This window comes from Simkania sp., from assembly GCF_965215465.1.
Classification (GTDB): domain Bacteria; phylum Chlamydiota; class Chlamydiia; order Chlamydiales; family Simkaniaceae; genus Simkania.
This window is the reverse complement of sequence record NZ_OZ244056.1, coordinates 491,233-504,760: the sequence shown is the minus strand read 5'-3', so window position 1 is coordinate 504,760 and position 13,528 is coordinate 491,233. Positions and strand designations below refer to the sequence as shown.

Here is a 13,528-nt window from a genome sequence, read left to right as displayed (position 1 = left end):
GAAAGGCCTGGATTCATATTCCCCTTTTCAGTATTCTCTCCTCTTTAACGGCTGTGGAATTTATGAAATCGAAACTCCTTTTGCTCTTAATGGTGGCGTTTTTATCCTCCTGCTATAAGGTCTCTGATAACCTCGAGCCTCAAGTGAACTATGCTGTCCAAGATCGGTATTTGAAACAATTGCCGCCAGCCTTTCCAGAACTTACCTATGAGGAAAAAAAAGAAGCTTGGGGCAAGGAATACCTTTTAGGACAACGATTTGCTCAAGATCTCGACTTCTATCGCGCCATCACAACATTTAAACGCTCAGAGTACCTCCTCCCTGAGAATGACAATGAAAGACTACTCGAAATCCAGTACCAAATGCTCCTCTGCTACTACCTGGGCAAACGGTACGAAGACGCCATTCAGGCTTACAATCACTCAAAGCTTTACACGACGACCATTGCCTTCCCTGCTTACCACGACATGCTTGTAATCCTCTATGAATGCTACGTCGAAACAGAGGATGAAGCCAAAGCAGAGCATACACTGCGGACAATCCGACGCTACTATCCAGAGACAGCTAAAAAATTGGAACTCGCAACGATTTTAATCGAGGGAGACCTCTATGCTCTTGAACGGGAGTCGCAGCAGAGTCCGTCCCAAACCTACCTCTCAGAAATTCTCTTTGAATACGACGCAAAAAAAAAATCTGTTAAAAAAGCCCAAACGCTCAACATGATCCTGCCTGGGGCAGGTTACCTCTACGTCGGACAAAAACAATCTGCAGTCACTGCTTTTCTCCTGAATGGGCTCTTCATCGCCGCAGCCGTCCACTTTTTTAGTAAGGGAGAAATTGCTGCCGGTGTGATCACCACAAGCTTTGAAGCCGGTTGGTATTTTGGGGGAATTTATGGTGCAGGAGAGTCAACCAAACTCTATAATGAACGGGTATACGAGGACCTGGCGTATCCAGCGCTCAACCGTAACGGACTTTTTCCAGTCCTCATGTTGCAATATGGGTTTTAAAATTAAATTTCTTATCGTGCTTTTTTCTGTTGCAACGGCAACGTTATCAGCTGAGGTCGGCTATCAGGAACCTTGGGGAAAAGATGCCGAGCTGGTGCCGCATCATAGCCGTATCCCTCAAGCGCCAGCATCAAAAGGAGTCTGGACTAAATTGGCAGAGCAAGTGATCCTCTTTCATCAAAATGTGCTTTCACCTGTTGATGGTCCACGTAGCCACTTTCGGCCAACAAGTTCCCGTTACATGCTCCTCGCCATGCGACGTCATGGTTTTATCAAAGGATTTGTGATGGGCTGTGATCGCCTCTTGCGTGAAAATAAGGAAGAGTGGGTCTACCGCACGATCACGATCGACGGAGAAACATTTAAATGGGATCCAACTTACTAGCAATTTTACTGGGGAGCCTTCTCATGCTTAGTTCCAAAATCAATTGCCGCGAAGTGGTGCCTTGTCCAAAACTACTTGAAGTAATCAATTCTAACCTTCCCCTTTCAGGTACTCTCAAACAAGAATCTGATGGATTCACTTACGTCGATCTCGATGACCGTTACATTCATGAACTCATTCAACACCTGCCCAGAGAAGGCTTTTCCGAGCCGCCCTATTTTGGACCCGGTCTCATCGGCGCCCACATCACCGTCATCATGCCAGAAGAGTGGACCTCCATTCAAAAAGTTGAAGAGTGTGGGACGAAAGTCTCTTTTTCTCTTAAGGAATGCGAAATCGTCCACCCAGAAAGAGAGGACATCTCTGAGGTTTTTCTCATCACGATACAGGCTCCTGCTCTAGGAGCTCTTCGAGCAAAATATGGTTTTTCACCCCCTGCATTTGATTTCCACATCACTCTTGGAACAAAGATGTTATAACTTAACCTGACTCTGTAAAACGCTCATACCTCTCCTTGTAATTAATCCAAAAACAGATTATAATGGATATAATTAGATGGAATGGGGCTGCTTTTCATTTTTTCACAATACTTCAATCTAAGCATCGCCAAAACCACTGTTTAAAAATAATTTTATCTATTGAGGGGGAATATGTCTTCTGTTGGCATTTCAATACAAGCCCCATTACTTGGGCTGCAATCTAATCTGAGAAACCAACTTTTAGGTCATTTAATCTTTGGAAATCTCAAAGCTCAAGAATCAACACTTTGGGCTTCTGGCATCGATACGTTCATAAATACTTTGTTTACAAACATTGTAGAAAGTGCAGGTGGGGATATTGCTCGCTTTGAAGCGATGATCGGAGCGACTGAAGCTGACGCATCTCTTGAAAAGGTTAGAAAGGCTTTTATCTTTGTCGTGGGGCAAAAAGGATTTGATACATACTCTGAAAAATTACAAGCAAAGAGCGCTTTGCATTGCGCTTCCTCTCAACCTTCTTTGATTGAACTTTGGACTGCAGAAGCTCATAAAACCAGCAGGCTCAAGTTATAGAGCGCTCTTAGCGATGAACTTTTTATCCCTATCCCAATGCTAGGCTTACCATCACCTGGCTTTAACTCTCAACAAGCATGGAACATCCCACTTCAACTGCAACACTTTGTAGATACGCCTATTTGTGGGATGAAAGTCCAAAAAGCTTTTCAAGGTTGGCTAGCTCTTCACTTAAAAGAAATTGAAGGTCTCACTGTTCTAAACCTCCGTCAAGGTGAACTAAAAAAACTCCCACCTGAAATCACTCTCTTAAAGAATCTCAAAGTTCTGAATACCGACTGAACTAAGTTTTTCATGGAAAATAGAGATATTTTTTCTAATTCATAGGGTGTCTCCAAAAAAGTTAACTTAAAGGGGCATCATTTTTCATACTTCGTTAGGGATTAGATAAAAAGACTTCGCTCTGAAGCAAAAATAAAGTAACATTTAAGCACAGTTAAAACGCAAAAAACGAGGCGATAATGAAAACTCTGCGTGTCATTTTAGGCGATCAATTAAGTGAGACACTCTCGAGTTTAAAAGACTGCGATTTCTCTAAAGATATAATATTTTTTCATGAGGGTAAGGAAGAGTTCACACACGTCAAACATCACAAGAAAAAAATAGCTTTCCTTATGGCCGCACGCAGGCACTTTGCAGCAGAACTTAAAAAAAAGGACGCGAAGGTCTGCTATCAATCATTAGAAGAAAAAGGTCATCCTTCGAACTTGACCGATGCTGTGCAAAAGGCCTGCCAGCAAAATAGAATCCAGCAAATTGTGATCACCAAGCCAAGTGAGTACTACAAGGCAGAAGAAGTAGCGAGCTGGTCAAAAATGTTCAAAGTACCAGTTAAGATTCTTGATGATAACCGGTTTTTGTGTACTGAAGAGGACTTTAAACTATGGGCAAAGGGTCGCAAGCAACTCACGATGGAGTATTTTTATCGAGAAATGCGTAAAAAATACAACATCTTAATGGAGGGAAATCAACCTCTAGGTGGCAAATGGAACTATGATGCTGAGAACAGAAAGCCACCCGATCGCCAAGTGACCATTCCTTCCCCGTACAAAAAAAAACCGGATGCCACCACTCAGTCAGTTTTGGAGATTGTCTCAGCTGAGTTTAGCACACACTTTGGAGATCTTGAGCCATTTTACATGGCAGTGACAAGAAAAGCTGCACTTCAAGCATTCGACCAATTTGTTCAAGAAAGACTGCCTCTTTTTGGAACTTACCAAGATGCTATGCTAGAAGGAGAGCCGTGGATGTTCCATTCTCATATCAGTTTTTATATCAACTGCGGCTTACTCGATCCCCATCAGTGTATTCAGCGCGTCGAACAAGCCTTTCACGATGGACATGCTCCACTTAACGCCGTCGAAGGATTCATTCGTCAAATTTTAGGGTGGCGAGAATATGTTCGGGGCATCTATTGGCTGAAAATGCCAGCGTATGCCAAGGAAAATTGCCTTCAAGCGAAGCGAAAACTACCTGAATTTTTCTGGTCTGCTAAAACAAAAATGAACTGCTTAAAACAATGCATTGAGGAAACAAAAGAACACGCTTATGCGCATCATATTCAACGCCTCATGGTGCTTGGAAACTTTGCACTACTTGCTGGGATTCATCCAGATGAAGTCAATGAGTGGTACTGGATTGTTTACGCTGATGCTTATGAATGGGTCGAATTACCTAACGTTTCAGGAATGATTCTTTATGCCGACGGAGGGTTACTTGCCAGTAAGCCTTATGCAGCTAGTGGAGCTTATATCAATAAAATGTCTAACTATTGTCGCAATTGCGCTTATAAGGTGACAGAGAAAAATGGCAAGAGCGCTTGTCCTTTCAACTATCTTTACTGGGATTTTCTTCGACGAAACGAAAGCAAACTTGGAAAGAATTTGCGGCTCGCACGTGTTTATTCCATGTTACATAAAATGACTGAGAAGAAAATAAAGGATGTTCGTAGCGATGCTGCACGTTTTTTTAAAGATCTCGAACAAAACAAAGAGGTTTAATCTTCAAAAAGGTTGAGCTGTTGCGTTTCTATTTGTACAGAACGCTTAGATCGTTTACGGCTTCCATGCTTTTGGTAAATCGCTTTTGCTGTTGATTTAAATTGTTGACTTTTGCGCAACTGGTACAGTTTTTCAACGGCTTTTTTCCGGCTTGTTTTCTCATCAACAACAGGTAGCGGATAATCGTTCAGAAGCATCGGAGCTTCCCAAGGTGTATGAATAAACTGCTCCGGCATGTCTCTTAACTCCGGTATCCATTCTTTAATGAATTGACCTTTTGAGTCATGATCTTGGCTTTGCTTGATCGGGTTGTAAATTCTTATCGCATTGATTCCCGTTGTTCCGGATTGCATTTGACACTGACTGTAATGAATACCAGGCTCATAGTCAGTAAAAAGCCGCGCTAAATGGAGCGCGGGTTTGCGCCAATGAAGCCATAGGTGGTTTGCTGCAAAGCTCATGAGCATGGCGCGCATACGAAAGTTAATCCAGCCCGTATGTTGTAATGCACGCATCAATCATGGGGAAACCAGTCTTTCCCTTTTGCCAACACTCAAACCACTCTAAGTTAAAGCTGTCTTGTTTGAGATGGCGGTAACTTTGATGGAGATCTTCGAATTCTATGGAAGGCTCGGTTTCAAGCTTTTGAATAAAATGACAATGCCAACGTAGACGTGCGCCAAAAGAGCGCTGAGAGCTTTTCCATTTGGAGCTCTTTGGCTGGTGTTTTTGAACCGTTTGAAAGGCTTGTCTGATCGATAGTGTTCCAAAAGTAAAATGTGGGGATAGTCGTGAGCAAGCGGTTCCAGCTGTAAGGGGGGAAGACATCTCTTTTGTGTAATTTTCACCTCTATCATTTAAAAAACTGTTGAGTAGCAGATGCGCCTGGGAGCTTCCACCTTGTTGAACCCCTGGGCAATCGGGAGTCAAGCCTAAGTCATCGAGATTTGGGATTTTCTCTGAAGGTACATTAACAGGACGGAGCTGCTGTGGTGGCATAAAGACCGGCTTAAACATCGCTTGATGCCATCGCTTTGCCCACTCATCGCGATTTTTCAAACCGCGCACAATTCCATGGTTTTGAATTTCAACCCAAGGGACCTGGAGCTGATTCAATAGGGCTTTTACGCTTCTATCGCGGCAGTAACTCCAATCATTACCTGTCTCTTGATGGGACCAAACCGCTTTAAAACCATACATCTGGTGAAGTTGACGCAAAACCGTGGTGGCTTCCCCAACTCTAATGACGAGAGGCTGGCCTAACTGCATGAAAGAAAGCTTTAGTTCTTGAAGACTTTGATATAGAAATGCGTAATGACGGTAGCTTGCATCTTCTTGCTGCCATAATTTTGGCTCAAAAATATAGAGCGGTAGAACAGCTCCTGCAGCTGCAGCTCGGCACAGAGGTTCATGATCTGCGAGTCTCAATCTTTTTTAAACCAAACAACTTGCATTCTTTCCTCTAAATCCGACCAAATCCAGTAACTTTGACTTTAAAGCCAGGACAATAATAGCAAGCAAACTCTTCAGCAGTGATCTGATTCTCATCAATCGAGAAACGCTTAAATAGTTGAGTCTTGTAATCGTAAGTTTTCAAATGAACAGCCTCATACGGAACATGGGTTAAACTGCCGACATAGTGACGCTTTTTTTTCACAGTGATGAAGTCGTAACGTTCAAGTAGGAAATAGGCCAAGGTATCCTTTGCAGGGCTATTCGAAAGTGTAAAACTGAAAGCATTGAGTATTTGACCGTCCTTTAGACTTTGCATTTTTCCCGATTGATTATCGATCTCATAACGTAGGTCGTAATAACAATACGGTAATTTAAAAAGAGTGCGAGCGAGTAAAACGCTGAGCCATGAATTGGCATCTAGAGAAAAAAAATAGATGGCTGGTTTTCCATTAGGGAGCTTGACATAAGTTCTAAGATTCAACTCATAAAATGAAGGGTAACAAAACCACGGGACCGGATGAAAATGAATACTTTTCATTTCAAAGCCAACTATTCCTAGATAGGCTTTTCCATCATATAGATCGAGAGCTAGCTGGTCAGGCAGGAGGGACTTAACTACTAAGGGATCAAGACTAAAATGGAGAAAAAATAAGTTTTTCCAAGATTGAATCATCCATTAATCATAAAACACAGACTTTGAGAAACGCTAGAATTTTTTAGTTTTACCACGACTATCAAGGATAATTCCTACAGTTCCCAAAATAGCAACACAAAATAAGTTTATTTTTTGGGTCATATCTTTTATTAAAAAAAATAATATAAGATTGGTTTAGTTGATGTATTTTATGTTGATACGGGCAATTCTAATTCTATTGTTGTTTCCGTGCTTTCTTTTTGGGAAACCGCGTGCCAATATTGCCCTCATTTATGACGGGCCGATGCATCATGAAGAAACGTTTTCCATCGAAACAAAAGCTGAGCTCATCGATCTGTTGGGGGCGGAGTACAAGTTAAATCTGATTACAATTGAAGATGCGTGGAATATGGAAGGGATCCGTCGCAATGTCAATGGCGCACTGAATGATCCCAACATTGACTTGGTCATCACGATGGGAGTACTGAGTAGTTATGAACTGCTCAGCAAATCGTATTTACCTAAACGGGCTGTCATTGGAAGAAATATCAATTTGTTTTCAACAGCGGATAGGACGTTTTCAATTCAAGAAAGTCCTGTAGTGGGTTATTACACGAGTCCCCTAACTGTTTTGAGTGAGATCGACACGTTTGCAAAAATTACGAACGCTGATGTGTTGGCATTTATTGGGGATGCTTCTTTGCTTGGAGATCCAGCGTTTCCGGTGATTCGGGAGCTGATCAAAGAAAAGATGCAGGAAGCGAGTATCATTCCTTATTTTATTCCCGTGGTCGATGAAGCAAAGCCTGCTCTTAAAGCACTTGACGAAACGACCATGAGCGGAGTGGTGTTTTTGCCAACATGGCGGATGAGTGATGAGCAATTTCAAAAGCTCATCAATGGAGTGAACGACCGCTACTTGCCGAGCTTTTCTCTTTATGGGGAGCTAGAGGTCCAGGCAGGGGTGCTAATGACGATGACGCCGAAGGAGGAAATTCTCCGTGCAGCGCGGCGCATTGCACTGGATGCGCAAGAGCTCCTTCTTTCGGGAAACAACCAAGAAATGGTCTTTCAATTTTTTCGGGCAAAAGAACTCATTATCAATGATCGGACGGCGAAAGCAATTGGGATTGAGTTTCCGTGGAATGTGATGCGGGAAGCAGTATATGTCGATCGGGTGAAACCGCCAAAGTATGAAATGCTGCAACTCTCGCAAGCCACGACAATTGCAGTAGAAAACAATTTGGACTTTTTAACCGATTACTACTTTGTTAAAGCAGGTTGGCAAGATGTCTTGCGCAACTTTTCTCGTTTGATGCCGCAAATTGATACGCGATTAGAAGGAAGGCGGATTGATCGCAACACTGCCAGTGCTGGGGCTGGGCTACAGCCAGAGCGGTTGATTCGAAGTACGATTTCTGTGAGTCAGATGCTTTATGATGAGCGCAAGGTGGCCGATTATTCGATTGAGAAAAAATTGCAACGCGCTCGCGAGTACAATCGAGATGCGTTTGAGCTCGACATCATTTTAGATACGGCGATTGCTTATTTGACGATTCTGCGGCTCAAGGCCGATTACAAGATTGCAGAAGAAAATGTCGCATTGTCGAAAGCGAATTTGAAACGAGCGCATGAACTGGTGGATTCTGGGCAAGCTAGACTTTCTGAGGTGTACCGGTGGGAAAGTGAAATTGCTACAAACCGTGATGCTTTGGTCGAGTTGGAAGCGGTGATTGAAAACTTGAAGACCGAATTCAATCGATTGCTCAACAGGCCGTTGCACTACCCTGTTGTTTTAGAAGATATCAATCCGTTTGACACGAACCTCACCCTTGATTATGGCCACCTGCTTCCCCATCTCAATACGCCATCGAGGCTGCAGGACTTTAAGGAAGTAATGACTGCTTTTGCGCACGATCAATCGCCAACATTGAAGCAGCTCAGTTCTGAAATTGCAGCAAGTCAACGTCAACTGACTGCGACGAAGCGGGCTTTTTATTTGCCGGAGTTTTCTCTTTTCGGAGAGTTTTCCAACAACCTTTATCGGGGTGGTGCTGGAACTGCCACGGCTCCGGGGATTTCGGGTTCGGCGATGGAATCAGCTGTTGGTGTGGTGGCGAAATATCCGTTCTTTACTGGAGGGAGAAGAAATAGCGAAAAGAATAAGGCTTACTTTGAAATGAAACGGCTGAAAACGGAGCGCGATGCAACGGAAGAAAAGATCGATGAGGCCGTCATCCAATCCGTTGACAACATGAAGGCAAGCTATGAGACGATTTTCCTGGCGAAGGAAGCAGCTGATGCGGCTGAAAAAAATCTCGTCATCGTGACGAACTCTTATGCACGTGGGGTGGTCTCGATCGTCGATTTGCTCGATGCGCAAAACAAAATGATTGTCTCGAAACAAAATTATTACAACTCACTTTACGACTACCTGATCAACTATATGGAGTTTCAACGGGCGACAAGCCTGTTTGATTTTTACCTCGATGCTGAGCAGCGTCAGGAATATAAAATTTTTCTAATTGATGCATTAAAGGATAAGAAATGAGATACGCTTGGCTTTTTTTGACGGCTGTTTTCTTGATAGGATGCGAGAAAAAAGAGATTCAAGAAGAGGTCCGCCCTGTTTTAACTGAAAAAGTGGAGCTGTTTGAAGGAAATCCCCCACTGATTTTCTCTGGTTTTGCAAAATCTCAAAAGTTCATCAATGTCAGTTTTCGTGTTGGTGGACTCATTGAAAAGTTGCCGATCAATGTGGGTGATCGTTTGAAGCAAGGTGAAATGATTGCAAGCTTGGACGAAGATGACTTTCTGCTGCGCTTACAAAAAGCAGGAGCGACTTTGGATAAAGCCACGGCGCAACTTAGGCAGTCATCCGCGCATTACAAACGGATTAAAACACTTTATGAAAGTGAAAGTGCGAGCCGAGACGAGCTAGATACAGCGCGGGCTTCTTATGAGTCGGCGCGGGCAGCGGTTGAGCAATCAGAGTCGGAATATGATCTCTCACAAAAGGAACTAAGCTACACATTTCTCCGTGCAGAAAACAATGGCTGCGAAGTTGCGGAAAAACACGTAGAGGTGAATGAAAACATTGAACCAGGACAACAGATTGCAACCTTAACATGTGGAACGACATTGGAGGTTGAAATCGCCATTCCCGAGTCATCGATTGCTGACATCCAACAAGGTGATCCGGTTGATGTTTACTTCAACACTTTGCCTGATGAACCGTTTAAGGGGTTCGTGAGTGAAGTGGGAGTTTCTGCGACAGAAGGGGCTACGTTTCCAGTGACCATTGCACTTGAAAATCAAGATCCCCGTCTCCGCTCTGGAATGGCCGTGAAGGCTTTCATCCCCCGTCCCTACCTAGGCGAAAAAGATATCATCATTGCACCACTTGAAGCCGTGGGTGAAGATCAGAAGGGGCACTTTGTTTACATCTTTCAAGATGAAGGAAAAGGGGTAGGTGTGGCGAAGAAAATCTACGTCAAAATTGGAGAACTTTTACCTCAAGGTATTGTGATCAAGTCGGGCTTAAAGCCAGACCAAGAACTCATCATTGCGGGCCTTCGCTACCTTGCAGATGGCCGCAGGGTGAAACGCCTGAAAGATACACGAATGTTTGAAAAGAAAAGGACGTAAACGATTACAAAGCTTGCCTGCAGTAAAAAACTTTTCACCCTTTGCGTGATCCTGCTCTTGTGCGTGACAGGCGTGTTCGTCTACTTTTCGATGTCACGAGCAGAAGATCCTCTTTATACTGTCCGGACGGCTGAGGTGACAACGCATTGGCCAGGCGCCAGCCCTGAGCGGGTAGAGATGCTTGTGACTGATAAAATTGAAAAGCAGCTGCAGCAGATTTCAGAGGTCGACTACATCGAAAGTGAGTCGAAAACAGGTGTTTCGGTCATCAAAGTGCACATCCTCGATCAATACAAAAATATGCGTCCTATTTGGGACGAAGTGCGGCGCAAAGTCGAAGATGCGGAGCGGGAACTCCCCTTAAGTGCCAAAAAGCCGTATGTCAATGATGACTATGGGGACATTTATGGAATTGTGGTGGGAATTGTTTGGGATGGGTTCCGTTATGCAGAGATCGAAAACATCGCTGAGGATTTACGCAATGAACTTTTAGAAGTGCACGATGTGGCCAAAGTCGAGTTTTATTGAGCCAACGGGAAATTACGTTGATGTCACTGACATTAAACAGACGTTGATTCCCATTCCTAACACCAATCAAATGGTGATGCTCTCAGATATTGCCGAGGTGTACCGAGGCTATATCCACCCTCCTCTCTCCATCATGCATAGCAATGGAAAACCGAGTATTGGACTGGCCATTTCACTACGGGACAATGGGGATGTCCTGAAGATGGGCGAGGAAGTCACAGCTGTTCTAAAACGGTACCGTCTCTACTACCCCATTGGAATCGAATTTGAAACGCTGGCTTATCAACCCGAGCGGGTGGTGAAAAAAATCGACGATTTCGTAATGAATTTGATTCAGGCAATCATCATTGTCTGTGCGGTGATGTTTCTCTTTTTAGGCATGCGAGTCGGATTCATTGTCGCGAGTTTGATTCCAACGGTGATTCTCATCACATTTGTCACGATGTCGTTTATAGGGATTGGACTGAACCAAATCACATTGGCTTCACTGATCATTGCATTGGGGATGCTGGTCGACAATGCGATTGTGATGGCAGAAAGCATCATTGTTCAAATCACAACTCAAAATAAAAAGCCTCTCGATGCCGCGATTCAATCGGCGAAGGAGCTGCGCCTTTCTTTACTCATTTCTTCGCTCACAACTTGCGCGGCTTTTCTCCCCTTCTACTTAGCAGAATCGGGAACGGGAGAGTATGTTGGTTCGCTCTTTCTCGTAGTGACAATGACACTTCTTTTTTCTTGGTGCATTGCACTGACGATGATTCCGACTTTATGCATTGCCTTTATCAAGAAAAATGGAAAAAAGAAGTCGTCATCTAGTCAAGTTGCCGAGAAGATCTATGGAACCTATCGTCGGATTCTCTTTTTCATGCTTAAGCAACGGTATCTGATGCTAGGGCTCATCGTTGGAGGGTTTGTTTTAGCGATCATTGGTGACGACTTTGTTCCTAAAATCTTTTACCCTCCAAGCAGCACGCCCATGTTCACTGCTGAGATTGAACTTCCCGTAGGGTCGTCAATCTGGCGCACGGAAGACACAATCCAAAGAGTCGAGAAGTTTGTGGAAGAAAAGATGTTGGCCAAAGAAGAACAAGGTAGGGTGGTTTCTTGGGCAACATTTATTGGAAATGGAGGGCCTCGTTTCCGTCTGCAACACGATCCTGAACCACCTAATCCTCACTATGCTTTTATGCTCTTTACAGTGAGCAATCGCAAAGAAATTTCCAGGCTTGTTCAGGAACTCGACACGTTTTTGTTTGAAAACTTCCCTGATGTGAAGCCGCGCGTGCGCGCTTTGCAAGAAGGAACACCTGTGACAAACCCGATTGAGGTGCGCATTACGGGAAAAAATCTCGAGGACTTGTACGAATTAGAAGATAAAGTGAAGCTGAAACTTGGGACCATTGCAGGAACCAAAAATATCGATGACGATTGGGGGCTTAAAGGGAAAAAAGTTGTCGTGATTGTCGATGATGCCCGGGCACAGCGGGCAAACATTTCCAATGCAGACATTGCGTATTCATTAGAATCGGCTATCAATGGGGTAGTTCTCACCGAGTTTCGGGAAGATGACGATTTGATTCCGATGGTGTTTCGCTCGGTTGTGGCACGTGATCTTGATCTGATCGGGACAGAAGCTTTCAATGTCTTTTCTCAAAGCACAGGAAAGTCTGTTCCCCTGCTTCAAGTTGCTGATGTTTACATTGAATGGCAACCTTCGATCATTTTTCGCCGCAATCGGCTCAAGACGATCACTGTGATGTCGAGCTTGCACGATGGTTTCACCGCAAATGAAGTTGAAACACAGCTCATTCCTTGGCTCCAAAAGGAAAGTGAGTCGTGGCCTGTTGGCTACAAGTGGGAGCTTGGAGGAGAAAACGAAGAATCGGGAAAAGCGCAAAAGTCTATTTTTGAAAAGCTTCCATTTGCAGCTGTGATGATTGTCATTTTACTTTTAGCGCAGTTCAACTCCCTGCGCAAAACAGGCATCATTTTGCTCACCATTCCTCTATCGTTTATTGGTGTGGTATTTGGACTGCTGGTGACACAGTCTTATTTTGGAATCATGACGATTTTGGGGATGATTTCTCTTGCGGGGATTGTGATTAATAATGCTGTTGTGTTGATTGATCGCATACGGATTGAGCAAGAAGAAGAAAACCGCACGCCTCAGCAGGCGATTGTCGCAGCAGCGGTCAAACGGTTCCGTCCCATTTTGCTGACCACAATTACGACAACGGCCAGCTTGATTCCGCTTTGGATTGGCGGAGGACCTCTATGGGAACCGATGGCAATTACCATCATTTTCGGATTAATGATTGGAACGGTGCTCACTTTAGGTGTTGTGCCGATGCTCTATTCCCTCTTTTTCAAAGTTAGCTACAGAAAGGTGCAGTATGGAGATCTTCAAGAATAGACATTTTGGGAAAAAGTACGGCTACATCTTTTTGCTTGCATCGCTGCTACTCATCTTGGGCTTATTTCCTTTCTTTAACCAAGAACCGATGGCGCAAGTTGTCTTCAATGTCCTTTTTTCGCTGGTCTTTCTCACTTCCTTGTACACAGTCAGCGTCTCAAAGAGGGAATTTTATGTTGGGCTTATCTTTTGTATTCCGGCGCTCGTCACCCGTTGGCTGACTTATTATTTCACGGATACTGCAAGCATCATGCTGAACTATGTGTTAACGTTTTTCTTTTTGAGTTTCATGATTTTTGCCATTTTCTATGCGATCTTTAAGGTCAAAAAAGTGAGCATGAACACGGTTTATGGAGCGACCTGTGTCTACATGCTGCTTGGAATTGCTTGAGCTCTGATC

General features: G+C 43.9%; 12 protein-coding genes and 1 pseudogene. 11 read left to right on the top strand and 2 right to left on the bottom strand.

Annotated elements, in window-relative coordinates; all coding sequences use genetic code 11:
- Positions 1-62: 62 nt before the first annotated feature.
- The 6 genes from ACOOFG_RS02335 (at position 63) to ACOOFG_RS02310 (ending at position 4,447) form a co-directional block, all read left to right on the top strand.
- On the top strand, positions 63-1,010 hold the full coding sequence (locus ACOOFG_RS02335) for a tetratricopeptide repeat protein (protein WP_420422037.1): 948 nt from the start codon (positions 63-65) through the stop codon (positions 1,008-1,010).
- Complete coding sequence (gene yidD / locus ACOOFG_RS02330) at positions 1,000-1,395, top strand: membrane protein insertion efficiency factor YidD (protein WP_420422036.1); 396 nt, start codon at positions 1,000-1,002, stop codon at positions 1,393-1,395. The genes ACOOFG_RS02335 and yidD overlap by 11 nt, the downstream gene beginning before the upstream one ends.
- 23 nt (positions 1,396-1,418) lie before the next feature.
- Complete coding sequence (locus ACOOFG_RS02325) at positions 1,419-1,874, top strand: hypothetical protein (protein WP_420422035.1); 456 nt, start codon at positions 1,419-1,421, stop codon at positions 1,872-1,874.
- Positions 1,875-2,045: 171 nt separating this feature from the next.
- Positions 2,046-2,447, top strand: coding sequence for a hypothetical protein (locus ACOOFG_RS02320; protein WP_420422034.1), 402 nt, complete (start codon positions 2,046-2,048; stop codon positions 2,445-2,447).
- Positions 2,448-2,483: 36 nt separating this feature from the next.
- Complete coding sequence (locus tag ACOOFG_RS02315) at positions 2,484-2,729, top strand: hypothetical protein (protein WP_420422033.1); 246 nt, start codon at positions 2,484-2,486, stop codon at positions 2,727-2,729.
- Between the two features lie 179 nt (positions 2,730-2,908).
- A complete protein-coding gene (locus tag ACOOFG_RS02310) occupies positions 2,909-4,447 on the top strand; it encodes a cryptochrome/photolyase family protein (protein WP_420422032.1) in 1,539 nt (512 codons plus the stop codon).
- On the opposite strand, the pseudogene ACOOFG_RS02305 reads toward ACOOFG_RS02310, so the two are convergent.
- Together ACOOFG_RS02305 and ACOOFG_RS02300 are read right to left on the bottom strand one after the other, a co-directional pair.
- Positions 4,444-5,875, bottom strand: a pseudogene (locus ACOOFG_RS02305) (FAD-binding domain-containing protein). The gene ACOOFG_RS02310 and the pseudogene ACOOFG_RS02305 overlap by 4 nt on opposite strands.
- Positions 5,876-5,909: 34 nt before the next feature.
- On the bottom strand, positions 5,910-6,575 hold the full coding sequence (locus tag ACOOFG_RS02300; protein WP_420422031.1) for a YqjF family protein: 666 nt from the start codon (positions 6,573-6,575) through the stop codon (positions 5,910-5,912).
- 265 nt (positions 6,576-6,840) lie between these two features.
- Between ACOOFG_RS02300 and ACOOFG_RS02295 the strand changes: the two genes are divergently transcribed.
- The 5 genes from ACOOFG_RS02295 (at position 6,841) to ACOOFG_RS02275 (ending at position 13,519) form a co-directional block, all read left to right on the top strand.
- Complete coding sequence (locus tag ACOOFG_RS02295; protein WP_420422030.1) at positions 6,841-9,087, top strand: TolC family protein; 2,247 nt, start codon at positions 6,841-6,843, stop codon at positions 9,085-9,087.
- Positions 9,084-10,184, top strand: coding sequence for an efflux RND transporter periplasmic adaptor subunit (locus ACOOFG_RS02290; RefSeq protein WP_420422029.1), 1,101 nt, complete (start codon positions 9,084-9,086; stop codon positions 10,182-10,184). Before ACOOFG_RS02295 ends, ACOOFG_RS02290 begins: the two co-directional genes overlap by 4 nt.
- A gap of 63 nt (positions 10,185-10,247) precedes the next feature.
- Positions 10,248-10,712: an efflux RND transporter permease subunit gene (locus ACOOFG_RS02285; protein ID WP_420422028.1), complete on the top strand. Its 465-nt coding sequence runs from the start codon at positions 10,248-10,250 to the stop codon at positions 10,710-10,712.
- Positions 10,687-13,128, top strand: a complete 2,442-nt coding sequence (locus ACOOFG_RS02280) for an efflux RND transporter permease subunit (RefSeq protein ID WP_420422027.1) — start codon at positions 10,687-10,689, stop codon at positions 13,126-13,128. Before ACOOFG_RS02285 ends, ACOOFG_RS02280 begins: the two co-directional genes overlap by 26 nt.
- Positions 13,109-13,519, top strand: a complete 411-nt coding sequence (locus ACOOFG_RS02275; RefSeq protein ID WP_420422026.1) for a hypothetical protein — start codon at positions 13,109-13,111, stop codon at positions 13,517-13,519. The genes ACOOFG_RS02280 and ACOOFG_RS02275 overlap by 20 nt, the downstream gene beginning before the upstream one ends.
- Positions 13,520-13,528: the final 9 nt, after the last annotated feature.